General features: G+C 68.4%; 24 protein-coding genes. 15 read left to right on the top strand and 9 right to left on the bottom strand.

The window, feature by feature from the left end; translation table 11 throughout:
* Window positions 1–3: 3 nt before the first annotated feature.
* Genes PBT88_RS08565 through PBT88_RS08550 form a run of 4 tightly spaced genes read right to left on the bottom strand, consistent with a single transcriptional unit; the run spans window position 4 to window position 4,069 of the window.
* Complete coding sequence (locus PBT88_RS08565) at window positions 4–534, bottom strand: tetratricopeptide repeat protein (protein ID WP_270078774.1); 531 nt, start codon at window positions 532–534, stop codon at window positions 4–6.
* A gap of 32 nt (window positions 535–566) precedes the next feature.
* Window positions 567–1,724, bottom strand: a complete 1,158-nt coding sequence (locus PBT88_RS08560; RefSeq protein WP_270078773.1) for an RsmB/NOP family class I SAM-dependent RNA methyltransferase — start codon at window positions 1,722–1,724, stop codon at window positions 567–569.
* 30 nt (window positions 1,725–1,754) lie between these two features.
* Complete coding sequence (guaB, locus tag PBT88_RS08555) at window positions 1,755–3,212, bottom strand: IMP dehydrogenase (RefSeq protein ID WP_270078772.1); 1,458 nt, start codon at window positions 3,210–3,212, stop codon at window positions 1,755–1,757.
* 38 nt (window positions 3,213–3,250) lie between these two features.
* Window positions 3,251–4,069: an HpcH/HpaI aldolase/citrate lyase family protein gene (locus tag PBT88_RS08550; protein ID WP_270078771.1), complete on the bottom strand. Its 819-nt coding sequence runs from the start codon at window positions 4,067–4,069 to the stop codon at window positions 3,251–3,253.
* An 87-nt stretch (window positions 4,070–4,156) separates the two neighbouring features.
* Between PBT88_RS08550 and PBT88_RS08545 the strand changes: the two genes are divergently transcribed.
* The 10 genes from PBT88_RS08545 (at window position 4,157) to PBT88_RS08500 (ending at window position 13,266) form a co-directional block, all read left to right on the top strand.
* Entirely contained in the window at window positions 4,157–5,122 is a 966-nt protein-coding gene (locus tag PBT88_RS08545) for an alpha/beta hydrolase (RefSeq protein ID WP_270078770.1), read from the top strand.
* Window positions 5,123–5,176: 54 nt separating this feature from the next.
* Complete coding sequence (locus tag PBT88_RS08540) at window positions 5,177–5,881, top strand: response regulator transcription factor (protein ID WP_270078769.1); 705 nt, start codon at window positions 5,177–5,179, stop codon at window positions 5,879–5,881.
* Complete coding sequence (locus tag PBT88_RS08535; RefSeq protein ID WP_270078768.1) at window positions 5,850–7,451, top strand: sensor histidine kinase; 1,602 nt, start codon at window positions 5,850–5,852, stop codon at window positions 7,449–7,451. The genes PBT88_RS08540 and PBT88_RS08535 overlap by 32 nt, the downstream gene beginning before the upstream one ends.
* The gene (locus PBT88_RS08530) at window positions 7,448–7,948 is read left to right on the top strand and encodes an HPr kinase/phosphorylase (RefSeq protein ID WP_270078767.1); all 501 of its coding nucleotides are present in this window, start codon (window positions 7,448–7,450) and stop codon (window positions 7,946–7,948) included. The genes PBT88_RS08535 and PBT88_RS08530 overlap by 4 nt, the downstream gene beginning before the upstream one ends.
* Window positions 7,945–8,826 (top strand): RNase adapter RapZ, encoded by an 882-nt coding sequence (rapZ, locus tag PBT88_RS08525; RefSeq protein ID WP_270078766.1) that lies wholly within the window; start codon window positions 7,945–7,947, stop codon window positions 8,824–8,826. The genes PBT88_RS08530 and rapZ overlap by 4 nt, the downstream gene beginning before the upstream one ends.
* A 59-nt stretch (window positions 8,827–8,885) precedes the next feature.
* A complete protein-coding gene (locus tag PBT88_RS08520; RefSeq protein WP_270078765.1) occupies window positions 8,886–9,293 on the top strand; it encodes a PTS sugar transporter subunit IIA in 408 nt (135 codons plus the stop codon).
* The gene (locus PBT88_RS08515) at window positions 9,290–9,592 is read left to right on the top strand and encodes an HPr family phosphocarrier protein (RefSeq protein WP_270078764.1); all 303 of its coding nucleotides are present in this window, start codon (window positions 9,290–9,292) and stop codon (window positions 9,590–9,592) included. Before PBT88_RS08520 ends, PBT88_RS08515 begins: the two co-directional genes overlap by 4 nt.
* A 113-nt stretch (window positions 9,593–9,705) precedes the next feature.
* Window positions 9,706–10,503 (top strand): TrmH family RNA methyltransferase, encoded by a 798-nt coding sequence (locus PBT88_RS08510; RefSeq protein WP_270078763.1) that lies wholly within the window; start codon window positions 9,706–9,708, stop codon window positions 10,501–10,503.
* A 114-nt stretch (window positions 10,504–10,617) separates the two neighbouring features.
* Window positions 10,618–12,156, top strand: coding sequence for a catalase (locus PBT88_RS08505; RefSeq protein ID WP_270078762.1), 1,539 nt, complete (start codon window positions 10,618–10,620; stop codon window positions 12,154–12,156).
* Window positions 12,157–12,312: 156 nt separating this feature from the next.
* Window positions 12,313–13,266 carry a YkgJ family cysteine cluster protein gene (locus PBT88_RS08500; RefSeq protein WP_270078761.1) on the top strand — a complete coding sequence of 318 codons (954 nt, stop codon included), beginning with the start codon at window positions 12,313–12,315 and terminating at the stop codon, window positions 13,264–13,266.
* Window positions 13,267–13,517: 251 nt separating this feature from the next.
* Here the strand turns inward: PBT88_RS08500 and PBT88_RS08495 are convergent, their stop codons facing one another.
* The 3 genes from PBT88_RS08495 to recR form a co-directional block, all read right to left on the bottom strand.
* Window positions 13,518–14,927: a DNA recombination protein RmuC gene (locus tag PBT88_RS08495; protein WP_270078760.1), complete on the bottom strand. Its 1,410-nt coding sequence runs from the start codon at window positions 14,925–14,927 to the stop codon at window positions 13,518–13,520.
* 86 nt (window positions 14,928–15,013) lie between these two features.
* Window positions 15,014–15,556: a peptide deformylase gene (def, locus tag PBT88_RS08490; RefSeq protein WP_270078759.1), complete on the bottom strand. Its 543-nt coding sequence runs from the start codon at window positions 15,554–15,556 to the stop codon at window positions 15,014–15,016.
* 54 nt (window positions 15,557–15,610) lie between these two features.
* A complete protein-coding gene (recR, locus tag PBT88_RS08485) occupies window positions 15,611–16,207 on the bottom strand; it encodes a recombination mediator RecR (protein WP_270078758.1) in 597 nt (198 codons plus the stop codon).
* 65 nt (window positions 16,208–16,272) lie between these two features.
* Here recR and fmt point away from each other — a divergent pair, with 65 nt between their 5' ends.
* Together fmt and truA are read left to right on the top strand one after the other, a co-directional pair.
* On the top strand, window positions 16,273–17,178 hold the full coding sequence (gene fmt, locus PBT88_RS08480) for a methionyl-tRNA formyltransferase (protein WP_270079208.1): 906 nt from the start codon (window positions 16,273–16,275) through the stop codon (window positions 17,176–17,178).
* On the top strand, window positions 17,175–17,918 hold the full coding sequence (gene truA / locus PBT88_RS08475; protein ID WP_270078757.1) for a tRNA pseudouridine(38-40) synthase TruA: 744 nt from the start codon (window positions 17,175–17,177) through the stop codon (window positions 17,916–17,918). The genes fmt and truA overlap by 4 nt, the downstream gene beginning before the upstream one ends.
* Window positions 17,919–17,937: 19 nt before the next feature.
* On the opposite strand, the gene PBT88_RS08470 is transcribed toward truA, so the two are convergent.
* On the bottom strand, window positions 17,938–19,002 hold the full coding sequence (locus PBT88_RS08470; RefSeq protein ID WP_270078756.1) for a helix-turn-helix domain-containing protein: 1,065 nt from the start codon (window positions 19,000–19,002) through the stop codon (window positions 17,938–17,940).
* Between the two features lie 277 nt (window positions 19,003–19,279).
* Here PBT88_RS08470 and adh point away from each other — a divergent pair, with 277 nt between their 5' ends.
* From adh to PBT88_RS08455, 3 genes are all read left to right on the top strand, one after another.
* Complete coding sequence (gene adh / locus PBT88_RS08465; protein ID WP_270078755.1) at window positions 19,280–20,794, top strand: aldehyde dehydrogenase; 1,515 nt, start codon at window positions 19,280–19,282, stop codon at window positions 20,792–20,794.
* An 80-nt stretch (window positions 20,795–20,874) separates the two neighbouring features.
* Window positions 20,875–21,906: an alcohol dehydrogenase AdhP gene (gene adhP / locus PBT88_RS08460; protein WP_270078754.1), complete on the top strand. Its 1,032-nt coding sequence runs from the start codon at window positions 20,875–20,877 to the stop codon at window positions 21,904–21,906.
* The gene (locus tag PBT88_RS08455; protein WP_270078753.1) at window positions 21,903–22,280 is read left to right on the top strand and encodes a DUF779 domain-containing protein; all 378 of its coding nucleotides are present in this window, start codon (window positions 21,903–21,905) and stop codon (window positions 22,278–22,280) included. The genes adhP and PBT88_RS08455 overlap by 4 nt, the downstream gene beginning before the upstream one ends.
* Window positions 22,281–22,395: 115 nt before the next feature.
* Here the strand turns inward: PBT88_RS08455 and PBT88_RS08450 are convergent, their stop codons facing one another.
* The gene (locus PBT88_RS08450; RefSeq protein WP_270078752.1) at window positions 22,396–24,291 is read right to left on the bottom strand and encodes an XrtA/PEP-CTERM system amidotransferase; all 1,896 of its coding nucleotides are present in this window, start codon (window positions 24,289–24,291) and stop codon (window positions 22,396–22,398) included.
* Window positions 24,292–24,294 lie beyond the last annotated feature (3 nt).

Below are 24,294 nucleotides of genomic sequence, written 5' to 3'. Positions count from 1 at the left end.
CGCTCAGTTCTTCGCGGGCGCGGCGCTTTCCTGGCCCTTCGGCGGCACCTTGTCGCCGGCCTGCGCAGTCTGGACCAGCGGCGGCGGGCCCTTGGCGATGGCGGCCGCGAGCGTGGTCGCCGCCGGGCATGGCCCCTTGCACAGCGTCTGGATGCGGGTGAGATTGTCCTTGGCCCGATCGACCGCGCCACGCTGCACCAGCGCATCGCCCTGCGCCGACAGCGCGGTCAGGTCATTGGGTTCGAGCAGCAGCGCATCCTTGTAGTAATGCAGCGCCTTGCCCGGCATCGCCTGCGCCTGCGCGACCTTGCCGAGCGACACGAAGGCAGCCCGGTTCTTGGGGTCGGCGACCACCGCCGCCTCCAGCGCGTCATTGGCGGCGGCGAGATTGCCGGCGGCGAACGCGGCCTCGCCCCGCTTCTCGAACAGCGTGGAGGTGGGATTGATCTGGTTGTCCGGCTTCTGCCCATAGCTGCCGCTCGACAGGGTGAGCAGACCGAGGGAGGCAGCGGCGGCAACAGGCAGGAAACGCATCAGTCTCTCCGGAAACATCAATGCGCCGACGTCTAGCACGGTGCCTTGAGCCTCGCGACGAAAAAGCCGTCGGTGCCGTCGTCCGATGGTGTGAGGCGCAGGCCCGGCCCATGAGGCCGCCCGGCCGGCAGCGCGATCGGCTCGGCCGCCCAGCCCGGATGGCGCGCGAGAAAGGCCTCGGCCTGCCCAACCCCCTCCTCGTCGAGCAGCGAGCAGACGATATGGACCAGCACCCCGCCCGGCTTCACCAGCTCCGCCGCGACATCGAGCAGGCGCGCCTGCAGCGCCACGACGCGCGCGAGGCGATCGGGAGTGAGCCGCCAGCGCGCCTCCGGGTTGCGCCGCCAGGTGCCGGTGCCCGAACAGGGTGCATCGACGACGACGAGATCGGCCGCACCGATCAGATCACCCAGCGCCTCGCTCTCCCGGCCGCCGTCGAGCAGCCGCGTCTCCACGATCGTCACCCCGGCGCGCTCGGCACGGGGGGCGAGCCGGGAGAGCCGCGCGCGATCGGCGTCGCAGGCGGTGATCACGCCGCGATCCGCCATCTGCGCCGCGAGCCCCAGCGTCTTGCCGCCGGCGCCGGCGCAGAAATCGACCACCTTCATCCCCGGCTCGGCCGCGCAGGCCAGCGTGACGAGCTGGCTGCCCTCGTCCTGCACCTCGATCAGGCCGGTTTCCCATTCGGGCAGCTTCTCGACCTGCACGCCTTCGGGCAGGCGCAGGCCATCGGGCGCATGGGGGGTCGGCGCCGCGTCGGCGATCGTGATGTCGGCCCGCTTGGCCTTGAGGCGGTTGACCCGCAGATCGAGCGGCGCCCGATCGAGCAGGCCGAAACCGCTGAGCTGCGGCGCCAGCCACAGCGGCACCTCGGATGCGCCGGCGCTGGCTTCATTGGCCGCGATCGGCGGCGGGCCGTGCATCGATCCGTCGAACAAAGCGGCCAGTTCCGGCTGCTCCTCGGCCAGCCCGACCAGCGCCGCGCGCCCGCTGTCCGGCCGCTCGCCCGAACGCCGGATCGCGGCATAGACCAGTTCGCGCACCGCCCGCCGGTCCTTCGATCCGGCATAGCGGCGGGTGCGGAAATAGCGCTGGACGATGACGTCCGCCGCCGCCCCCGCATCGCGCGCGGCGGCGACCACCTCGTCGAGGATGTCGATCGCCGCCTGCGCGCGCGCCTGTGGCGTCATGCCTGCTCTCCGCCGCGGCGCAGGATCGGATCAGCGCGTCGGGTAATTGGGGGCCTCGCGGGTGATGGTCACGTCATGGACGTGGCTTTCCTTGAGGCCGGCGCCGGTGATCTGGACGAACTGGGCACGCTCCTGCAACTCGGCGATGGTGTGCGATCCGGTATAGCCCATCGCCGCCTTCACGCCGCCGACCAGCTGGTGGATGACGTCGCGCGCCGGGCCCTTGAACGGCACCTGCCCCTCGATGCCTTCCGGGACGAGCTTGAGCTGGTCCTTGATGTCCTGCTGGAAATAGCGATCGGCCGAGCCGCGCGCCATCGCCCCGACCGAGCCCATGCCCCGATAGGATTTATAGGCGCGGCCCTGATAGATGAAGGTCTCGCCCGGCGCTTCCTCGGTGCCGGCGAGCAGCGAGCCGACCATCACCGTAGAGGCGCCCGCCGCCAGCGCCTTGGCGAGATCGCCGGAGGTACGCAGGCCGCCATCGCCGATCACCGGCACACCATGCTTCTTCGCTTCGCCGGCCGCATCCATGATCGCGGTGAGCTGCGGCACGCCGATACCGGCGACGACGCGGGTGGTGCAGATCGAGCCCGGCCCGATGCCGACCTTGAGCCCGTCCGCGCCTGCGCCGATCAACGCCTTGGCGGCCTCGGCCGTCGCGATGTTGCCGGCGATCACCTGCACATTGTTGGACAGGCGCTTCACCCGTTCGACCGAGCGCGCCACCTCCTTGTTGTGGCCATGGGCGGTGTCGATCACGATCAGGTCGCATTCCGCATCGATCAGCGCCTCGGTGCGCTCGAAGCCCTTGTCGCCGACCGTCGTGGCGGCGGCGACGCGCAGCCGGCCGGTCGAATCCTTGGTCGCCGACGGATAGTTCACCGCCTTCTCGATATCCTTCACGGTGATCAGGCCGACGCAGCGATAGGCGTCGTCCACCACGAGGAGCTTCTCGATCCGGCGCTGGTGGAGCAGGCGCTGCGCCTCCTCGGTGCTGGTGCCGAGCGGCACGGTGGCGAGGTTCTGCGCGGTCATCAGTTCGGAGACCGGCTGCTGGAGATTCTCGGCGAAGCGCACGTCGCGGTTGGTCAGGATGCCGACCAGCTTGCCCGAAGCCTCGGTGACGGGGATGCCGTTGATCCGGTGCCGCGCCATCAGCTCGCGCGCATCGGCCAGCGTCGCGTTCGGGGTGATCGTGATCGGGTTGACGACCATGCCGCTCTCATAGCGCTTCACCGCGCGCACCGCCGCCGCCTGCTCTTCGACGGTCAGGTTGCGGTGGAGCACGCCGAGGCCGCCGAGCTGCGCCATGACGATCGCCATGTCGGCCTCGGTCACGGTGTCCATCGCGGCGGAGAGCACCGGGATGTTGAGCGCGATCTCGCGCGTCACCTGGGTGCGGGTATCGGCCATGCTGGGCAGGACTTCGGACTCCGCCGGCTGGAGGAGGACATCGTCGAAGGTGAGGCCGAGGCGGATCTGCATGGGGGCGAATCTTTCGCTGCGCGAGGGGATTCGCGCCTCTATAGGAGCGGGTCGGTTGCTTTTCCAGACGCACGGGCGAGTATCGACCGTGCGGACGCGACATGCATCGCCTCGACCATCCGCCCACGGAAGCGCGCGGCGCCCGTCGTGGCGGCCGCCACGAGCGCCCGGGCATCCTCTATTTCCGCCTCCGACGGGCCGAATCCGGCATGGGCGGCGGCGATCTGGTTCGGGTGGATCAAGGTCTTGCCGTCGAAACCCAGCGCACGGCCCTCGGCGCATTCGGCGGCCAGCCCGTCGCCGTCGTCGAGCCGGTTCCACACACCATCCAGCGCGACGATGCCAGCCGCCCGCGCCGCCAGCACGATCGTCTGGAGGGCCAGCGACAGGCCGATACGGCCTCTTTCCGGCAGGCGCAGGCTGTGCGCGAGATCGTTGGTGCCCGCGATCAGCCCGGCGACGCCGTGCGCGGCGGCGATCCCGGCCGCCGCCAGCAGGCCGGCCGGCGTCTCGATCATCGCATAGACCGGACGACCGACCGCCGCGGCGATCTTCGCCGCGACGACCGCATCTTCGACCTTGGGGACGACGACCAGATCCGCCCGGCTGGCCGACAGCGCGACGATATCGTCGATATGCCATTCGGTATCGGGGGCGTTCAGCCGGATCGCGACGATCGCGCCGCCGAACGGCTCGTCCACCGCGGCGATCGCCGCCTGCCGCGCCGCCGCCTTGGCGTCGTCCGCCACCGCATCCTCGAGATCGAGGATCACCATGTCGACGTCGAGCGTGCGCGCCTTGGCGACGGCGCGCGGGTTGGAAGCCGGGAGGAACAAAGCGGAGCGCGGTGCGATCATCGATATATGCCCGTCCATGGGCCGCCACGGCGGCCGGTGGCCATCCACTCGATCCAGTCGGTCTCGCCGTCAAGACCGGGAGAAGCCATGCCCATCGATCGCCGCGCGCTGCTCGGAAGCCTTGCCGTCGCCGCGGCGCCCCTGCCGCCCCTCGACAAAGCCGCCCCGGCACCGCCCGTGCCGTCCAGCGAGACGATCCCGCTCTGGCCGAACTTCCCGCCCGGTTCGCCGGTGGCGCTGCCCGACACCCGGCTGAAGCGCGTCCCGGCCGGGGCGCATCGGGAATATCAGCTCAAGGGCGTCGCGATGCCGGCGATCCACGTCTATCGCCCAGCCGTGGCGAACGGCATCGGCCTGATCGTGATGCCCGGCGGCGGCTATGCCTATCTGTCGGTGGAGAATGAAGGCAGCCGCATCGCCGACTGGTACACCCGCCATGGCTATACCGTGTTCGTGCTGAACTACCGGCTGCCCGGCGAAGGCTGGACCAACCGCGCCGATGCGCCATTGCAGGATGCCCAGCGCGCGATCCGCATCGTCCGCGCCCGCGCCGCGACCTGGCAGGTCGATCCGGCGAAGGTCGGCGTCATCGGCTTTTCGGCCGGCGGCCATGCCGCCGCCAGCCTCGCCACCATGGCTGGCGAGTCGCTCTACGAGGCGATCGACGCCGCCGACCGGCTGCCGACCAGACCGGCCTTTGTCGGGCTGCTCTATGCGGTGACGACGATGCAGCCGTTCGCGACCCATTCCGTCTCGCGCCTCAATCTGCTCGGGCCGAATCCCTCCGCCGCGCTGGTGCTGCGCCGCTCCCCGGTCGATCATGTCGGCAAGGATACGCCACCCTGCTTCCTCGTCCATGCGCTGGACGACGGCACCGTGCCGGCCGATTGCAGCATCGACTGGATGGCGGCGTGCCGTAAGGCCGGCGTGCCGGTGGAAGCCCATCTGATCGAGCATGGCGGCCATGGTTTCGGGCTGCATCTGCCCGATACCAACCCCGGTTCGCTGTGGCCGGAGATGTTCCTGCGCTGGACGAACCGTCACATCGCATGACGGCGAGCCCCAGGCTTCATTCCCCATCACGTTTCGCTCTGCTAGTGGACGCGAATGTCCGCCTCGATCGCTCTCGTCGATGACGACCGCAACATCCTGACCTCGGTGTCCATCGCGCTGCAGGCCGAGGGCTTCGCCGTGCGCATCTATTCGGACGGCGAAGCCGCGCTGAAGGCGTTTCTGGAGAATGGCCCGGATCTCGTCGTGCTCGACATCAAGATGCCGCGGATGGATGGGATGGAGGTGCTGCGCCGGCTGCGCGAGAAGAGCCAGGTGCCGGTGATCTTCCTGACCAGCAAGGATGACGAGCTGGACGAGGCGCTGGGCCTCGCCATGGGCGCCGACGATTATATCGCCAAGCCCTTCTCGCTCCGCCTGCTGATCGCCCGCATCCGCGCGATCCTGCGCCGCACCGATGCCCGCGCGGCACCGCAGGACGAGGAACAGCCGCCGGCCGAACGCCTGGTGCGCGGCCGGCTCGACATGGACCCGGCCCGCCACAAGGTGCGCTGGGGCGGCGAGGACGTGGTGCTGACCGTCACCGAATTCATGATCCTGGAGGCGCTCGCCCAGCGCCCCGGCTTCGTCAAATCGCGCGACCAGCTGATGGATGCCGCCTATCAGGACGATGTCTATGTCGACGATCGCACGATCGACAGCCACATCAAGCGCCTGCGCCGCAAATTCCGGCAGGTCGATCCGCAGTTCAAGGCGATCGAGACCCTCTATGGCGTGGGATACCGTTTTGGCGAGGAGTGACTGTTCGCCCGCAAGGCGCGCCGATCCCGATGACAATCCGCTGAACTGGTCGGCGCGCTGGTCGCTGACCAGCCGCATCCTAGCGGTCAACGTCTTCGCGGTGGCGATGCTGGCGGGCAGCTTCTTCTATCTGGACAGCTACCGCGCCCGCGTCGCCGAAGAGCGCATCGAGCAGGCGCAGGACGATGCCCAGATGATCGGCAGCGCGATCGCCGCGGTGCCGCCCGCCGCGCGCGCGCGGCTCGCCACCAAGCTGGCCGGGATCGAAGGCGAGCGGGTGCGGATCTACGATGCCTCCGGCGCGCCGTCGCTGGACAGCTGGCGCCAGGGCCCGATCACCTACCAGCTGATCGATCCCCATACCCAGCCCTGGCAGAAGCATGTCGCCCGCTTCATGGACAAGATCTTCGATCATATCGTCGGTGCGGATCTGGTGCCCTATTTCGAGGAGCCGGCGATCGACAGCCGCAATGCCTGGCCGGAGGCGAAGCTGGCGGCGGCGAATCCCAGCCGGGTCTATTCGATGCGGCGCAATGCGCCCGATCGCACGCCGGTCTTGTCCGCGGCGGTGTTCGTGCCGGGGGTCGGCACCCTGCTGACCACCAATAATGTCCGCGACATCACCCGCATCGTCCGCGCCGAGCGCTTCGCCATCGGCATGGTGATCGGCGGCGTGCTGATCGTCTCGGTGCTGCTCTCGCTGTTCCTCGCCCGCACGATCGCACGGCCGCTGCGCCGGCTGGCGCTGGCGGCGCACCGCGTCCGCCTGGGGCGCGCCCGCGAGGTGGTGGTGCCCCGCCTGCCCTCGCGCCGCGACGAGATCGGCCTGCTCGCCCGCGCGCTCTCCGACATGAGCCAGGCGCTGCGCCGCCGGATCGACGCGGTGGAGGCGTTCGCCGCCGATGTCAGCCACGAACTCAAGAACCCGCTCGCCTCGCTGCGATCGGCGGTCGACAGCCTCGGCGTGGTCAAGGACGAGGCGTTGCAGGCCCGGTTGCTCGATATCGTGCGCGATGACGTGATCCGCCTCGATCGCCTGATCACCGACGTCGCCGAAATCTCCCGGCTCGACGGCGAATTGTCCCGCGCGCATTTCGAGGCGATCGATCTCGGCCCGATGATCGAGCGCATGGTCGGCGCGCGCGACGAGCGTGGCCGCAACGGTGACGTCCGCGTCGCCTTCGCGCGGCCCTATCTCGATACCACGGTGGTGTTCGGCGATCCTTCACGATTGGCGCGCATGATCGACAATGTGATCGACAACGCCGTCTCCTTCTCGCCGCCCGGCGGCCTCGTCGAGGTCAGTGCGATCGGCATCGAGGATATCGTGCTGATCGCGATCGAGGACGAAGGCCCCGGCGTATCGCCCGACAAGCGCGACAACATCTTCCGCCGCTTCCACACCGATCGCCCCGACGACGAGGCGCCGGAACGCCATTCCGGCCTCGGCCTCGCCATCGCCAAGGCGATCGCCGACGGTCATGACGGCACCATCGAGGTGCGCGACCGATCGGACGGGCGCAGCGGCGCGCATTTCCTGATCACCTTGCCGAGGGCATCCGAGCCATGAGCGAGCTTTCCTCCGATCTCGTCCACGCCTCCTGCGTCGCGATCGGAGGACGGGCGGTGCTGCTGTCCGGCCGCTCCGGTTCCGGCAAATCCGATCTCGCCCTGCGCCTGATCGATCGCGGCGCGGCCTTGGTGTCCGACGATTATACCGAGATTCGCCGCCGCGACGGCCGCCTCTTCGCCACGCCGCCGGCACGGCTGGCCGGCAAGATCGAGGTCCGCGGCATCGGCATCGTCGAGATGCCGCACCTCGCCGAGGCCGAGGTCGCGCTGATGATCGATCTCGAATCGATGGTGGCGCGGATGCCGGACGCCGCGACCCGGCGGCTGGCGGGGCGTGACGTGCCGGTGGCGTCGCTGGCCGCGCTGGAGCCCTCCGCCCCGATCAAGGTCGAGCTGCTGCTGAAGGCCCAGACCCAGATCCAGATGCCGCCCCCGCCCCCGCTCCAGCAGCCCCTGCCCGCGCAGACCCTGACCCAGATGGTCCTGCCGCGATGAGCGAGGATGGCCGCCACCGCCGGCTGATGATCGTCACCGGCATGTCCGGCGCCGGCAAGTCCACCGCCGTTCGCACGCTGGAGGATCTCGGCTGGGAGGTGGTCGACAACCTGCCGCTGATGCTGCTCGACCGGCTGCTCGATGCGCCGGGCCAGATGGGTGCGGACGGCGAGGATCGGCCGCTCGCCGTGGTGGTGGACAGCCGGACGCGGGGCTTCGACCCCGATCGCATGGTGGCGCGCATCGCCAGACGCCACGAGCAGGGCGACGATGTCGGGCTGCTGGTCCTCGATTGCGCCGATTCCGAGCTGGTCCGCCGTTTTTCGGAAACTCGCCGCCGCCATCCGCTGGCGCTCGATCGGCCGATCGAGGACGGCATCGCCCGCGAGCGCGAGCTGCTCCATCCGCTGCGCGCCATCGCCGATCATCTGATCGACACCACCGACAGCAGCACCAACACGCTCCAGCAGGAACTGCGCGCCCGCTTCGCCACGCCGGAAACCGGCACGACGCTGGCGATCATGTCGTTCGGCTTCGCCCGCGGCGTGCCGCGCAACGCCGATCTGGTGCTCGACATGCGCTTCCTGCGCAATCCGCACTGGGTGCCCGAGCTCAAGCCGATGACCGGCCAGCAGGCCCCCGTCGCCGATTACGTCGCCGCCGACCCCGCTTATCCCGAAGCGATCGAACGGATCGACGGGCTGCTCGCGCTGTTGCTCCCGCGCTACGCTGCCGAGGGAAAGAGCTATGTCACCATCGCGTTCGGCTGCACAGGCGGCAGGCATCGCTCGGTCCATGTTGCCGAAACCATAGGCAGCCGGTTGCGCGAACGCGGTTTTTCGCCCACCATCGTGCATCGCGATCTGGCCCGACACTAAGAGCTGGACGCGCGGGAGCGAAGGGTGACCCCAGGGAAAGGCCAAACTCGGGTGGATCGATGATCGGTTTGGTGCTGGTGACGCATGGACGTCTTGCGGCGGAGTTCGTGACCGCGATGGAGCATGTGGTGGGTCCGCAGGAGGCGATCGTGCCGATCTGCATCGGGCCGGAGGATGACATGGAAGGCCGACGAAACGATATCGCCGCCGCCATCACCGCCGTCGACAGTGGCGATGGCGTGATCGTGCTGACCGACCTGTTCGGCGGCACACCCTCGAACCTCGCTATCTCGCTGATGAAATCGGAGAGCGTGGAGGTGATCGCCGGGATCAACCTGCCGATGCTGATCCGCCTCGCCTCCGCGCGCCGCACGATGAAGATCAAGGCCGCCGTCGCCGCCGCGCGCGATGCCGGCCGCAAATATATCTCGGTCGCCTCCGATCTGCTGGGAGAGGCCGCAGCGTGACCGAGCCCATTACCGAGCCCACGCGCGCCGGGCCACACAGCCGGCTCGTCCAGATCACCAACAAGCGCGGCCTCCATGCCCGCGCCTCGGCCAAGTTCGTGACCCTCGCCTCCGCGCAGCCCGCCGCCGTCGAGGTCGAGAAGGACGGGTCGAAGGTCGCCGGCACCTCGATCATGGGGCTGATGATGCTCGGCGCCGCCAAGGGCGATCATGTCACGATCAGCGCCGAGGGCGATGGCGCGGAACAGACGCTCGCCGTGCTGGTCGAACTGGTCGAGAACAAGTTCGGCGAGGAATAGATACGCTTAGCCATCCCGTTCGTCCTGAGCTTGGCGAAGGACGTGCCCTCCATGCGGCGCCGGCCGCACGTCCTGCGACTATGCTCAGGACGAACGAAGCGTAAGAGTTTCCCATGCCCCGCGAAATCACCGCCTTCTCCAATCCCCTCGTCAAGCGCGTGCGCAACCTGCGCGAGAAGCGCCATCGCCGCGAGGAGGGCCTGTTCATCGCCGAAGGGCTGCGCATCCTCGCCGAGGCCGAGGAAGCGGGCCACCTGCCGCTCTATATCTTCTACACCGCCGAGATGGAGAACCACATGATGGTTCGCCGCCTCGCTTATGCCTGCGAGGCGGCCGGCGGCGAGGCGATCGAGACCAATGTGGACATCCTCCACAAGCTCTCCGGCAAGGACAATCCGCAGACCGTGCTCGGCGTCTATGCCGAGTTCGATACCAGGCTGACCACGATCGACCGCTCCGCCTCGGGTATCTGGATGGTCGCCCAGTCGCTGCGCGATCCCGGCAATCTCGGCACCATCCTGCGCACCGGCGATGCGGTCGGCGCCGGCGGGCTGATCCTGCTCGACGAGTGCGTCGATCCCTTTTCGGTCGAAGCGGTGCGTGCCTCGATGGGCGCGCTGTTCACCCAGTCGATCGCGCAGGCGACATGGGCCGAGTTCGTGCCCTGGCTGCGCGCCGGCCCCGGCCAGCTGGTCGCGCTCAGCCTGCGCACCGATACCGACTATCGCGTGCCGACCTATGCCGCGCCCACCTTCCTGCTGGTCGGCAACGAGGCGCGCGGGCTCCCATCGGACTATGAGGACGAGTGCGACCTGCATGTGAAGCTGCCGATGCGCGGCAAGGCGGACAGCCTCAACGCCGCGATCGCCACCGCGGTGATGGCCTATCAGGTGCTCGGCCAGCGCGACTGAGCCGAGACGTGTGATCGGTTTTTGCGTTCACAGCGAACCAATCAAATGATTGGACCGATCATTCGATAGCGCCCAATCCCCTGTCACCAGATTGTGCGACAGAGGAGGCTCATCATGTCCGAACATCCCACCGACGCCGACAAGGCCCAGCGCCCGACGCTCACCACGTCGGCCGGCGCGCCGGTCGGCGACAACCAGAACAGCCTGACCGCCGGCCCGCGCGGGCCGCTGCTGCTCCAGGATTACCAGCTGGTCGAAAAGCTCAGCCACCAGAATCGCGAGCGCATTCCCGAGCGCGTCGTCCATGCCAAGGGCTGGGGCGCCTTCGGCACGCTCACCGTCACTTCGACCGAAGTGACCAAATACACCAACGCCAAGCTGTTCAACGCGATCGGCAAGCAGACCGATCTGCTGGTCCGCTTCTCGACCGTGGCGGGCGAGCAGGGCGCGGCGGATGCCGAGCGCGACGTGCGCGGCTTCTCGATCAAATTCTACACCGAGGACGGCAATTGGGATCTGGTCGGCAACAACACGCCGGTGTTCTTCGTGCGCGATCCGTACAAGTTCCCGGACTTCATCCGCACCCAGAAGCGCCACCCCAAGACCAACCTGCGCTCGCCGACCGCAATGTGGGATTTCTGGTCGCTGTCGCCCGAATCGCTGCACCAGGTGACGATCCTGTTCTCGGATCGCGGCCTGCCGGTCTCGCCGATGCACATGAACGGCTATGGCAGCCACACCTTCTCGATGTGGAACGATGCCGGCGAGCGCGTGTGGGTGAAGTTCCACTTCAAGACCCAGCAGGGCCACCAGCATTACACCAACGACGAGGCCAATGCCGTGATCGGCAACAGCCGCGAAAGCTATCAGGAGGCATTGTACGGCGCGATCGACGGCGGCCGCTTCCCGAAATGGACGATGTACGTCCAGGTGATGACGCAGGCGCAGGCGAACGAGACTGCGTTCAATCCGTTCGATCTCACCAAGGTGTGGCCGCACGCCGATTTCCCGCTGATCGAAGTCGGCGAGATGGAGCTGAACCGGAATCCGGACAATTATTTCGCCGAGATCGAGCAGGCGGCGTTCAGCCCGTCCAACATCGTCAAGGGCATCAGCTTCTCGCCCGACAAGATGCTCCAGGCACGGATCTTCTCCTATGCCGACGCGCATCGCCACCGGCTCGGCGCCCATTATGAGGCGCTGCCGGTCAACCAGCCCAAGGTGCCGGTGAACCATTATCACAAGGACGGGCTGCTGCGCTTCTTCGCGGCCAACAAGAATGTCGATGCCTATTATGAGCCCAACAGCTTCGGCGGGCCGGTGGAGGATCCCTCCTATCTCGAACCGCCGATGGAGGTCGACGGCGTCGCCAAGCGCTGGAACCACCGCGAGGGCAATGAGGACTATGCCCAGCCGCGCGCGCTGTTCCAGCTGATGGACGACGCCCAGAAGGGCCGCCTGTTTGCCAACATGGCGGGGGCGATGCACGGCATCCCGCAATTCATCATCGATCGCTGGACCGACCATCTCGATAAGGTCGATCCGGCCTATGCCGCCGGCGTGAAGGCCGCGCTCGCCGCGATGGACGAGGCGCACGAGACCGACGAGACCGAGAAGCATGTCGATGCGATGGCGCTGCATCCGGTGAAGTAGGATGACGGCGAAGGGCGGCGTGGCGACGCGCCGCCCTTCGCCGGCGCTGCGCGCGCCCGGCCCAGGGTCGCGCCGGCGTCGGGTCGCGTCGGCGTCGGGTTGCGGATGATCGCCTGATCGGCCAATCGGGATGCTCCCTCGATCCGTCAGGCCGCCATGACCGCTCTGGACCCCGGCAAACGCCATTTCGCCTGCACCGCCTGCGGACGCTGCTGCGACAGCGGCCCCGAGATGGAATTGGGCGAGACGATCGCACTGGCCGACCGCTTCGTGATCGCGCTGCTGTTCAAGGTTCACGGCCTTCCCGCCAGCGAGCGTTCGGGATGGGCGCAGCCCTGGTGGCGGGACGAGCAGAGCCGGATTCCGCTGCGCCCGGCGCTGGAGGAGAAGCGGCGGCAGCTCGGCGCCTTCGCCAGCCGCAAGACCATCGACAATCCGCGGGAGCGGCACCGTTATCTCACCATCTCGGCGATGGCGCAGGATTTCGGGCGGAAGCGCTGCCCCCATCTCGTCGACGATCTGTGCGCCATCCATGCTATCAGGCCGCTCACCTGCCGCACTGTTCCCCTGCATTATTCGCGGCCTCCCTCGACGCTTGCCGCCTATCTCGACGGCTTCGTCGGCACGCCGGGCTATCGATGCGACACCTCACCGTCCGCGCCGCTCGTCCTCGACGGGAGAAGGATCGTCGATCGCGAGGTCGCGCAGGCCCGTGACGCCGCGATCGCGCGCGCCAAGGCGGATCGGGGCTGGAAGGAACACCTGCTCCTGCTGATGGACGACCCGGCGACGGCGGCGGCCGCGCGGCTGCCGACCTACGACGCCGTGCTGGAACAATCCGACAATGGCTATGCCAGCAGCGTGCCGATGCTCGCCGCCTGGCGTGCGCTGAGGGAGGATGGCGCGATGACGGCGGCGGCGTTCGAGGATGTCTGCCGGAAACAACTTGCGTTGATCCAGCACGAAATCTCGGTCAGCGAGGATCCGGCGGTGATGCAGGATCTGCTGGATATGCGGGCGGCCTATGACCAGTCATTGTCGGGCTTGCGGCAAGGGTCAGCCACGCAGCCCCACGCCATGCTGGCGCACCGAGCGCCTTTGACCCCTTGAAAGGGGATGGCGGCAAACGCCGGCGTTTGAAGCATGCACTTCGACAGGCTCAGTGCGAACGGGTCTGATGAGAAAGGCTCAGGCTGAAGCGGCCCGTCCAAACGCTCTCCGCCCGAATGCGGTGCCCGACGTCCAACCGTTTGTTCCGCGCTCAGCCGAGGGACAGGCTGCACGCGCTCATCTCGGGCCGCACCTCGCCTTCGCTCGGCCCGAACGACAATCTTGATGGAGCGCGGCAGGCGCTGGACCCCCTACTCCGCCGCTTCCGCTGTCGTCGCGTCGATCAGCTCCGCCGCGTTCGTGCCCCGCGCCAGCGCCTCGACCGGCACCACGCCCTCGATCTCGCGGCCGCCGGTCTCGATGTTGAGGTCGCGGAATTTGCGGCCCGTGACCAGTACCCGGCTCTCGAACGACGAGACGAAGCTGTTGTAATTGTTGACCGCGCTCGACAGCCCGGTGCCGACCTTGCGCAGATGCCCGGCCGCCGCCGACAGCCGCTCGTACATCTCCTTGCCGAGCGTGCCGATCTGCTGGGCCTCCTTGGCCAGCTTCTCCTGCCGCCAGACCGCCGAGACGGTGCGCGCGATCGCGACCAGGTTGGTCGGCGTCGCCAGCAGCACCCGCCGGTCGAAGGCATAATCCCAGAGCGTCGGATCATTCTCGAGCGCGGCGGCGAGGAAATGCTCGCCCGGCACGAACATGATCACATAGTCCGGCGCATCCTCGAACTGGCTCCAATAGGCCTTGGCCGAGAGCCCGGTGACATGCGCCTTCATCGCGGCGGCATGGATGGCGAGATGCCTGGCGCGCTCGGCCTCGTCGATCGCGGCGAAGGCATCCTGATAGGCGTTGAGCGACACTTTCGCGTCGATCACCAGCGCCCGCCCGCCCGGCACCCGCACGATCGCATCGGGCCGCAACCGCGCGCCGTCGTCCATCGCGACCGACACCTCCATGGCGAAATCGGTATGCTCGGCGAGCCCGCAGGTCTCCAGCACGTTGCGCAACTGCTGCTCGCCCCAGCGCCCGCGCGCCTTGGGCGCCGCCCGCAACGCGTTGACCAGCCGCGCCGCCTCGCCGCGCACCGCTTCCTGCCCGTCGCGCATCGAGGAAATCAGCCCGGTGAGGTTGCCATAGGCCTCGGTCCGCTCCTTCTCGACCTTGCCGACGCTCTCCTCATAGCGCTTGAGCGTGGTCTCGACCGGGTTGAGCAGCGCCTTCAGCCGCTCGCCGGACTTCTCGTCGGCCTGCGCGAAACGCTGGTCGGCGCGCTCGAGGAACGCCTTCTGCGCTTCGCCGAGCAGCTTCGCGCCGACTTCGCTGAACTGGGCGGAGAGCGAATCCTTGGCTTCGCGCAGCTCGGTCAGCCGGGCCTCGAACGCCTCGGTGCGCTGCTGGGCGCCGGCCCGCTCGGCCGCGAGATCGCGCAACGCCGAGTCGCGTTCGCGGGTGACTTCGTCGAGAGCGGCGCGCAGCAGCGGGGTGGCGCTGGCCCGCTCCTCGGCGGTTGCACGCGCGGTCTCGGCGGCGCGGGAGCGTTCATCCAGCCGATCGCGCTCCGCCCGGAGCGGCACGGTGCCGCGCGCGGCGAACAGCCATCCCGCCACCAGCCCGCAGACCAGCGCGATACAGGCCATCAGGATCGCGACGACAGGCTCCATGCACCCCTCCATATGGAACGAAGCGGGAACGTATCAGTGCAAATCCTACATGGCAAGCCGTAGCTTGCCCGCGCCCGCCTGGAAAATCAGGCCGCGCGCGTCTGCTTGCGCTGTTTTTCCAGCTTCTTCAGCAGCATGTCGCGCTTCATGCGGGACAGGTGATCGGTGAAGACGATCCCGTTCAGATGATCCTCCTCATGCTGGAGGCAGGTAGCGAGCAGGCCCTCGATCACCTCGTCATGCGCCTTGCCGTCACGATCGAGCCATTTGGCGCGGATTCGGGCGGGCCGCTCGACATCGGCATATTGGTCCGGAATCGACAGGCAGCCCTCGGCATAGACGTTCGTCTCGTCCGATTCCTCGGAGAATTCGGGGTTGATGAACACCCGTGGATTCTTCGGGCCGGGCTTGTCGTCCTCCGCCTCGTCCACGCTTTCCTGGAGGTCGATCACCAGCAGGCGCAGCGGTTCGCCGACCTGGATCGCGGCGAGGCCGATGCCCGGCGCATCGTACATCGTCTCGAACATGTCGTCGATCAGGGTCTGGAGCGCCGCGTCGAAGGTCTCGACGGGCTTCGAAATCTCGCGCAGGCGCGGATCGGGGATTTCGACGATGGGAAGAATAGCCATCGCCGTGAGCTAGGATCGGTGCCCGCGAAGGTCAAGCGAACCCTCTCGATCAGCTTAATCGATCGGCCGCCGCGCCCGCAGCGCCTGCGCCAGCGTGCCCTCATCCAGATAATCGAGTTCGCCGCCGACCGGCAGGCCATGGGCGAGCCGGGTCAGCCGGATCGGAAAGCCCTCCAGCCGCTCGGCGATATAGTGGGCGGTGGTCTGCCCCTCCAGCGTCGCGTTGGTGGCGAGCACCACCTCGTCGATCCCGCCCGCCGTGAGCCGCGCGATCAGGCGATCGACCGACAGATCCTCGGGCCGCACCCCCTCCAGCGCCGACAGCCGGCCGCCGAGCACGTGGAAGCGGCCGGGGAACAGGCGCGAACGCTCCAGCGCCCACAGGTCCGCCACCTCCTCGACCACGCAGAGCGAGCGCTGGTCGCGGCGCGGATCGGCGCAGATCGCGCAGGGATCGGTGGTGTCGACATTGCCGCAGGTCGAGCAGGTCGCGAGCCGCTCATTGACCAGCTCCAGCGCGCGCAGCAGCGGCACCAGCGCCGTCTCGCGCTTCTTGAGCAGGTGGAGGACGGCGCGCCGGGCCGAGCGCGGGCCGAGGCCGGGGAGCCGCGCCAGCGCCTGGGTCAGCACTTCGATTTCGGGAGAAGCCATGCGGATATGCATATGGGCTTGCGTTGGGGCTTGCCAAGCGCTTGGGGTGCCATCCCATGACGAAGATGCGCATCGCCTTCATGGGCACCCCCGATTTCGCCGTCGCGACGCTCGATGCGCTGGTCGAGGCCGGGCACGACATCGCCGCGGTCTACACCCAGCCGCCAAGGCGCGCCGGGCGGGGCAAGGCGCTCCAGCCGACCCCGGTGCATCTGCGTGCCGAAGCGCTGGGGCTGGACGTGCGCCATCCGCTGACGCTGCGCGGTGCCGACGAACAGGCGGCCTTCGCCGCACTGGCGCTCGATGTCGCGGTGGTGGCGGCCTATGGCCTGATCCTGCCGGTGCCGGTGCTGGAGGCGCCGCGGCGCGGCTGCCTCAACGTCCATGGCTCGCTGCTGCCGCGCTGGCGCGGCGCCGCCCCGGTGCAGCGCGCGATCCTGGCCGGCGACGACGAGACCGGCGTCGGCATCATGCAGATGGAGAAGGGCCTCGATACCGGGCCGGTGCGGCTGGAAGGCCGGGTGCGGGTCGATCACAAGACGGCCGGCGCGCTGACCGGCGAACTGGCCGCCCTCGGCGCCAAGCTGATGGTGCGCGTGCTCGCCCATCCGGACGATTTCGCCGCCATCCCGCAGCCCACGGACGGCATCACCTACGCCGCCAAGATCGAGAAGGCGGAGGCGCGGATCGATTTCGCGCAGGATGCCGCCCAGGTCGAACGCCACATCCGCGCCTTCAATCCGGCGCCGGGCGCCTTCTTCGAACATGGCGGCGAGCGCATCCAGATTCTCGCCGCGTCGATCGAGACCGCCGACGGACGCCCCGGCGAAGTGACCGACGACATGCTCTGCATCGCCTGCGGATCGGGGACGATCCGGCCGTTGCTGGTGAAGCGCGCCGGGCGCGGCGCGATGCCGACGCCGGATCTGCTGCGCGGCTTCGCCATCCCCAAGGGCACGATCCTGGCGTGACCCGTTTCCGGCTGACCGTGGAGTTCGATGGCCGCCCGTTCATGGGCTGGCAGCGGCAGGCCCATGGCCCGAGCGTCCAGCAGGTGATCGAGGAGGCGGTGCAGCGGGTCACCGGCGAGGCCGCCACCGTCTACGCCGCCGGGCGCACCGACGCCGGGGTCCATGCCACCGGCATGGCGGCGCATGTCGAGATCGGGAAGCCGATCACGCCGTTCCGGCTGATGGAGGCGATCAACGGCCTCGCCCGGCCGCATCCGGTGGCGATCCTCGCCTGCGAAACCGTGCCGGACGACTGGCATGCGCGCTTCTCCTGCATCGGCCGGCGCTACATCTATCGCATCGCCGAACGCCGCGCCCCGCTGACGCTGGACCTCGGCAAGGCCTGGCGGCTGCGCCCGCCGCTCGATGCCGAGGCGATGCACGCAGCGGCGCAGCATCTGGTCGGCCGGCACGACTTCACCACCTTCCGCTCGACCCACTGCCAGTCGGCCAGCCCGGTCAAGACGCTCGACCGGCTCGACGTGCGGCGGGTGGCGGGCGGCATCGAGGTGGAAGCAGCAGCGCGCTCCTTCCTCCACCACCAGGTCCGCTCGATGGTCGGCTGCCTGGCGCTGGTCGGGCAGGGCAAATGGTCGCCCGACGACATGGCCGCCGCGCTGGCCGCCGCCGACCGCTCCCGCCTGGGCCTCAACGCACCGCCGGACGGGCTGTATTTCGTGGAAGCGCTCTACCCCGCCTGATCGACGCGATCGTCGCGGATCAGGACGTCCGACGGCGCCCCAAATGCCGGTGCAGCGTGCTGCGGTGAATGCCCAGCCGCCGCGCCGCCGCGCTGATGTTGCCGCCGACGACCGCCAGCGCCTCGTCGATCATCTCCGCCTCGCGCGCCGCCAGCTCGGCGGTGACGGACGGCTCCACGGGGTCGAGACAGGCCGGCGCCGCATGATTCGCCTCCCCGTCCCACCGGCCGACGGCGCGGACGCCATTGTGCAGGCGAAGCAGCACGTCCAGGCCGTGCCATGCCGTCTCTTCGAGCAGCTCTTCGATCAGCAGATCGTCGAGCGCGTCCCAATGCTGGCCGACCAACGCCAGCCCGCGCCGGTTGCCGGCCACCAGCCGCGCCTCGCGAAACACCAGAATGCCCTCGCGGCTGGTGCCGATCATCGCCGCATCGTCATGAAAACGCAGCACGCGGCAATCCTCGAAGCGCTGGCGGAAGAGCCGATGCTCGATCTGGTCGACCGCCATGCGGATCAGCCCGAGCGCATGGCCATGGCCGACGGCGGATGCCCCCGACATGTCGAGCACGCCGAGGATCGCACCGCGCGGATCGATGATCGGCGTGGCCGCACAGCTCAACACGCCATGGCCGGCGAAGAAATGCTCGGAGCCATGGACCACGATCGGCTTGCGCTCGGCGATCGCGGTGCCGATGGCGTTGGTGCCGATGCTCGCCTCGCGCCACGAGACGCCGGGGCGCAGCGCCACCTGCGCCGCGCGCGACGCGAAGCCGGTGTCGCCCAGCGTATCGAGGATCATGCCGTCGCCATCGGCCAGGATCACGACGCTCCCCGTGTCGCGGGCCTCGCCGGCCAGCGTCTCCAGTTCCGGGCGACAAAGCCGCAGCAGGCTCTCATGGCGTTGATGGAGAATATGCAGATCGCGGTCGGGCATCGGGCCGACGGCCGGCAGCGCACGCTCGGCCAGGCCCAGGTCCACGCAGCGTATCCAGGATTGCAGCACAGGCTGGCGCACCCCGGCCGCGGGCAGCCGCCCCTCGCCGAAAAAGGTCCGGCGCGCCGAATCCATCAGGACGCTTTCCATGCGCTCTCCATCGATCATGCGATCGTCTGTCGGATCGCGTTGCCGGGCGACATTAGACCGCACGAGTCTTTCCGGCAATGAACGAAGATCGGGGCACCGGCCGGCCGGCTGTCGCGATCTGCGACAGGCGTCGCCGCCACCCTGTCGCGGGCTGCGTCACCTGCCGCGCCGGGCGGGGAAAATTTGCGGCAGGCCGATCGGGAATGCCGCCCCGTCCCTTGCCGGACGGAATCGGCCGGTGTCTCCTCCTCCCACAACAAGGAATGGAGAGGCGACCATGACAGCCCATGAACGCATCACGGCGCGCACCGCGCCGTTCAAGGCCCGCTACGGCAATTTCATCGGAGGCGCCTGGGTCGATGCCGCCGATGGCCGCACCTTTGAGAACCGCTCGCCGATCGACGGCCAGGTCATCTGCGAAGTGGCGCGCAGCAGCGCGGTCGATATCGAGCGGGCGCTCGATGCCGCCCATGCCGCCAAGGACTCCTGGGGCCGCACCAGTCCGGCCGAGCGCGCCCTGATCCTCCATCGCATCGCCGATCGCATGGAAGCCCATCTGGAAACGATCGCGACCGCCGAGACCTGGGACAATGGCAAGCCGATCCGCGAGACGCTGGCGGCCGACATTCCGCTCGCGATCGATCATTTCCGCTACTTCGCCGGCTGCATCCGCGCGCAGGAGGGCGGCATCTCCGAGATCGATCATGATTTGGTCGGCTATCATTTCCACGAACCGCTGGGCGTCGTCGGCCAGATCATCCCGTGGAACTTTCCGCTGCTGATGGCCTGCTGGAAGCTCGCCCCCGCGATCGCCGCGGGCAATTGCGTGGTGATCAAGCCCGCCGAGCAGACCCCTGCCTCGATCCTCGTCTGGGCCGAGCTTGTCGGCGACCTGCTGCCGGCGGGCGTGCTCAACATCGTCAACGGTTTCGGCCTGGAAGCGGGCAAGCCGCTCGCCCAGTCTCGGCGGATCGCCAAGATCGCCTTCACCGGCGAGACGACGACCGGCCGGCTGATCATGCAATATGCCTCCGAGAATCTGATCCCGGTCACGCTCGAGCTCGGCGGCAAGAGCCCGAACATTTTCTTCGCCGACGTCGGCCAGGAGGACGATGATTTCCTCGACAAGGCGATCGAGGGCTTCGCGATGTTCGCGCTCAACCAGGGCGAGGTCTGCACCTGCCCGAGCCGCGCGCTGATCCACGAAAGCCTCTATGACCGCTTCATGGAAAAAGCGCTGAAGCGCGTCGAGGCGATGGTCCAGGGCGATCCCCTGGATCCCGCCACCATGGTCGGCGCGCAGGCTTCGTCCGAGCAGATGGAGAAGATCCTCTCCTATTTCGACATCGGCCGTGGCGAGGGTGCCGAAGTGCTCGTCGGCGGCGATCGCGGCGCGGTCGATGGGCTCGCCGACGGCTATTATGTGAAGCCGACGGTGCTGCGCGGGCATAACAGGATGCGCGTCTTCCAGGAGGAGATCTTCGGTCCCGTCGTGTCGGTGACGACCTTCAAGGATGACGAGGAGGCGCTGGCGATCGCCAACGACACGCTCTACGGGCTCGGCGCCGGCGTATGGACCCGCGACGGCACCCGCGCCTATCGCATGGGTCGCGCGATCCAGGCCGGGCGCGTCTGGACGAACTGCTATCATGCCTATCCGGCCCACGCGGCCTTCGGCGGCTACAAGCAGTCCGGCATCGGCCGCGAGAACCACAAGATGATGTTGGATCATTATCAGCAGACCAAGAATCTGCTGGTCAGCTACAGCCCCAAGAAGCTCGGCTTCTTCTGATCTTTCCGGGCGGCGCCCGCTCCCCGCCCCAGCGCCGCCGCTTGTCCTGCACCATCCTCAGAAACGAAGGAGATTATGCCATGGCCAAAACCATGAAGGCCGCCGTCGTGCGCGAGTTCGGCAAGCCCCTCACGATCGACGAGGTGCCGATCCCCGAAGTCAGCGACGGCATGATCCAGGTCGCCATCCAGGCCTCCGGCGTCTGCCATACCGACCTCCACGCCGCCGAGGGCGACTGGCCGGTCAAGCCCAACCCGCCCTTCATCCCGGGCCATGAAGGCGTCGGCTTCGTCTCCGCCGTCGGCAAGGGCGTCAAGCATGTCAAGGAAGGCGATCGGGTCGGCGTGCCGTGGCTCTATTCGGCCTGCGGCCACTGCGTCCACTGCATGGGCGGTTGGGAGACGCTGTGCGAGACGCAGCTCAACACCGGCTATTCGGTGAACGGCGGCTTCGCGGACTTCGTGATCGCCGATCCCAACTATGTCGGCCACCTGCCCGACAATATCGGCTTCAACGAGATCGCGCCGATCCTGTGCGCCGGCGTCACGGTCTATAAGGGCCTGAAGATGACCGACACCAAGCCCGGCGATTATGTCGCTATCTCGGGCATTGGCGGGTTGGGCCACATGGCCGTGCAATATGCCAAGGCGATGGGGCTGAACGTGGCGGCGATCGACGTCGACGATGCCAAGCTCGATCTGGCGCGCCGGCTGGGCGCGACCATCACCGTCAACGCCCGCAACGAGAACCCCGCCGAGGTCATCAAGCGCGAAACCGGTGGCGGCGTGCAGGGCGCACTCGTCACCGCCGTCAGCGAGAAGGCGTTCGAGCAGGCGATCGGCGTGGTGGCCCGCGGCGGCACGGTGGCACTGAACGGCCTGCCGCCCGGCGATTTCCCGCTCAACATCTTCGGGTTGGTGCTGAACGGGATCACGGTGCGCGGCTCGATCGTCGGAACCCGGCTCGATTTGCAGGAGTCGATCGATTTCGCGGCGGCGGGCAAGGTCAAGGCGACCATCTCGACCGCGAAGCTGGAGGATATCAACGAGATATTCGACAGGATGCACAAGGGCCAGATCGAGGGCCGCGTCGTCCTCGACCTGACGGCATGAGCGGGGCGGCCGGGGTGGACGGGGTCGCCAAGGCGGCCCAGACGGATCGCGTCGTCGCCACCCCGGCCGCGCTGGATCTTCTCGCCGCGATCGTGGAGGAGCACGGCCCCGTGCTCTTCCACCAGTCGGGCGGATGCTGCGATGGCTCCTCGCCGATGTGCTACGCCCGCGGCGACTTCCAGATCGGCGTATCCGACATATTGCTGGGCGAGGTCGCCGGGCAGCCTTTCTACATCGGCGGACGGCAATTCGAGGCATGGGGTTCGGATATCGCGCTGACGCTCGACGCCGTCGATGGCCGTGGCGGCATGTTCAGCCTCGACAATGGGCGCGAGCGCCGCTTCCTGATCCGCTCGGCCGCCTGCTCCCGCTGAACGGCCCTGCGGCATATTGCCGCACTCGGGGCCCTACGGCCTTCTCACGGCGGAACCGTCGCTTGGCCCGGTCGCCAGCCTCATACGCCGGCGACCGCCTGTCCCTCTGCCGGCGCTAAGCCCCGAAGAGCCGCGTCAGCGACTTGTCGAGCATCATCAGCTGCCACAGCAGCCGGCCATGATCGGCGCGCCCGCTGCGATGATCGCCGGCGACGCGCGCCAGTTCGTCGGGGCGGAACCAGCCGGTGTTGGCCAGTGCCGCGCCCCGCGCGATCCGATCGGCTTCGCCGGCCAGCGGCCCGCGGAACCAGGCCGAGATCGGGGTGACGAAACCCATCTTGGGGCGGTGCAGGATCTCGTCGGGCAGATAGCGGCGCATGGCGTGCTTCATCAGCCACTTGCCCTGCCCGCCGCGCAGCCGCATCGACTGCGGCAGCGATGCCTCGAACGCCAGCAGCTTATGATCGAGCAGCGGCTCGCGCGCCTCCAGGCTCACCGCCATGCTCATCCGATCGACCTTGGTGAGGATGTCGCCGGGCATCCAGATCGTCATGTCGGCATATTGGGCGCGGCCGAGCCAGTCGGCGGCCGGCGCGTTGCGCATCGCCACCTCGATCCGCTGCTCGGCGCGATGGCCGGCCAGCTGCGCGGTCGCCTCGGGCGTGAACAGCCGCGCCCGCAGTTCCGGCGTGGTGAAGCCGATGGCGCGCGCATAGGCCTCCTCTGGCGAGCGGGCGAGCGCCTGGAAGGTCGATTTGGCGCGCAGCGGCCGCGGCGCCCAGTCCGCCTTGGGATAGGCCCGGCCAAGCGCGCCGAACACCCGCGCGCCGATCTGCATCGACATCAGCCCCCGCGCGCGATTCTCGTTCACGAAGAAGCGGTGGCGGCGATAGCCGGCAAGCGCCTCGTCGGCGCCGTCGCCCGACAACGCGACCGTCACCCGCTCGCGCGCCAGCTCGCAGACCCGGTACATCGGCAGCGCCGAGGCATCGGCGAAGGGCTCGTCGAAATGGTGGACGAGCGTGTCGATCAGCCCGAAATCGTCGGGCGAGACGATGCGCTCGCGATGATGGGTCGCGAAGCGCTCGGCGACGAGGCGGGCATGCGCGGTCTCGTCCAGATCGGGCACGTCGAAGCCGATCGAGCAGGTCTCGACCGCGGTGCGGCTTGCCTCTGCCATCAGCGCGACGACGGCGGAGCTGTCCACCCCGCCCGACAGGAAGGCGCCGAGCGGCACGTCCGCGAACATGCGCGAGCGCACCGCCATCCGCATATGATCGGTCAGCTGATGCTCGAGATCCTTCACCGATCCGCGGGCGTCGCCCGAGAAGCCGATATCCCACCAGCGCTGCGGTTCGGGCAGGCGATGGTTGCGGCGCAGGATCATGTGATGCCCGGCCGGCAGCTTCTTCACGCCTGCGACGATACAGGCGTCGTCCGGCACGTAGCCGAGGCCGAGGAAGTCCTCGACCGCCGACAGATCCGGCGAGCGGCGAACACGGGGATGCGCGAGCAGCGCCTTGAGCTCGGAGCCGAACAGCACCGCGCCGTCCGACAGCTCGGTATAGTAAAGCGGCTTCACGCCGAGCCGGTCGCGCGCGACGAACAGGCATTGCTGGTCGTGATCGAACAGCGCGATCGCGAACATGCCGCTGAAATGATCGAGGCAGGCCGGCCCCCAGCGCCGCCAGCCATGGAGGATCACCTCGGTATCGCTATGGGTGCGGAAGACCGCGCCCCAGGCTTCGAGATCGGCGCGCAGCTCGCGGTAATTGTAGATCTCGCCGTTGAACACGACGGTCAGCCGGCCGTCCGCCGCGTGCATCGGCTGGGTGCCGCCGGCAATGTCGATGATCGCGAGGCGGCGCTGCCCCAGCCCGACGCCGGCGGCGGTCCACACCCCCTCCCCGTCCGGCCCGCGGTGCGCGATCACGTCGAGCATCTGCTTCACCCGCGCCGGATCGACCGGCTTGGGAGTGTCGAGATGGAAGATACCGGCGATGCCGCACATCGC

Source organism: Sphingomonas abietis (assembly GCF_027625475.1).
Taxonomy (GTDB): Bacteria; Pseudomonadota; Alphaproteobacteria; order Sphingomonadales; family Sphingomonadaceae; genus Solisphingomonas; species Solisphingomonas abietis.
This window is presented reverse-complemented; position numbering and strand designations above follow the sequence as displayed.

Excerpts from the sequence above, each read along its gene's own strand:
- def (WP_270078759.1), bottom strand. The coding sequence starts at position 15,556 with ATGGCTATTCTTCCCATCGTCGAAATCCCCGATCCGCGCCTGCGCGAG.
- PBT88_RS08520 (WP_270078765.1), top strand. The coding sequence starts at position 8,886 with ATGATCGGTTTGGTGCTGGTGACGCATGGACGTCTTGCGGCGGAGTTC.
- PBT88_RS08565 (WP_270078774.1), bottom strand. The coding sequence starts at position 534 with ATGCGTTTCCTGCCTGTTGCCGCCGCTGCCTCCCTCGGTCTGCTCACC.
- PBT88_RS08540 (WP_270078769.1), top strand. The coding sequence starts at position 5,177 with ATGTCCGCCTCGATCGCTCTCGTCGATGACGACCGCAACATCCTGACC.
- PBT88_RS08530 (WP_270078767.1), top strand. The coding sequence starts at position 7,448 with ATGAGCGAGCTTTCCTCCGATCTCGTCCACGCCTCCTGCGTCGCGATC.
- fmt (WP_270079208.1), top strand. The coding sequence starts at position 16,273 with ATGCGCATCGCCTTCATGGGCACCCCCGATTTCGCCGTCGCGACGCTC.
- PBT88_RS08560 (WP_270078773.1), bottom strand. The coding sequence starts at position 1,724 with ATGACGCCACAGGCGCGCGCGCAGGCGGCGATCGACATCCTCGACGAG.
- guaB (WP_270078772.1), bottom strand. The coding sequence starts at position 3,212 with ATGCAGATCCGCCTCGGCCTCACCTTCGACGATGTCCTCCTCCAGCCG.
- PBT88_RS08550 (WP_270078771.1), bottom strand. The coding sequence starts at position 4,069 with ATGATCGCACCGCGCTCCGCTTTGTTCCTCCCGGCTTCCAACCCGCGC.
- recR (WP_270078758.1), bottom strand. The coding sequence starts at position 16,207 with ATGGCTTCTCCCGAAATCGAAGTGCTGACCCAGGCGCTGGCGCGGCTC.
- PBT88_RS08450 (WP_270078752.1), bottom strand. The coding sequence starts at position 24,291 with ATGTGCGGCATCGCCGGTATCTTCCATCTCGACACTCCCAAGCCGGTC.
- adhP (WP_270078754.1), top strand. The coding sequence starts at position 20,875 with ATGGCCAAAACCATGAAGGCCGCCGTCGTGCGCGAGTTCGGCAAGCCC.
- PBT88_RS08505 (WP_270078762.1), top strand. The coding sequence starts at position 10,618 with ATGTCCGAACATCCCACCGACGCCGACAAGGCCCAGCGCCCGACGCTC.
- PBT88_RS08500 (WP_270078761.1), top strand. The coding sequence starts at position 12,313 with ATGACCGCTCTGGACCCCGGCAAACGCCATTTCGCCTGCACCGCCTGC.
- PBT88_RS08510 (WP_270078763.1), top strand. The coding sequence starts at position 9,706 with ATGCCCCGCGAAATCACCGCCTTCTCCAATCCCCTCGTCAAGCGCGTG.
- PBT88_RS08545 (WP_270078770.1), top strand. The coding sequence starts at position 4,157 with ATGCCCATCGATCGCCGCGCGCTGCTCGGAAGCCTTGCCGTCGCCGCG.
- PBT88_RS08455 (WP_270078753.1), top strand. The coding sequence starts at position 21,903 with ATGAGCGGGGCGGCCGGGGTGGACGGGGTCGCCAAGGCGGCCCAGACG.
- PBT88_RS08495 (WP_270078760.1), bottom strand. The coding sequence starts at position 14,927 with ATGGAGCCTGTCGTCGCGATCCTGATGGCCTGTATCGCGCTGGTCTGC.
- adh (WP_270078755.1), top strand. The coding sequence starts at position 19,280 with ATGACAGCCCATGAACGCATCACGGCGCGCACCGCGCCGTTCAAGGCC.
- PBT88_RS08470 (WP_270078756.1), bottom strand. The coding sequence starts at position 19,002 with ATGGAAAGCGTCCTGATGGATTCGGCGCGCCGGACCTTTTTCGGCGAG.
- PBT88_RS08535 (WP_270078768.1), top strand. The coding sequence starts at position 5,850 with ATGGCGTGGGATACCGTTTTGGCGAGGAGTGACTGTTCGCCCGCAAGG.
- rapZ (WP_270078766.1), top strand. The coding sequence starts at position 7,945 with ATGAGCGAGGATGGCCGCCACCGCCGGCTGATGATCGTCACCGGCATG.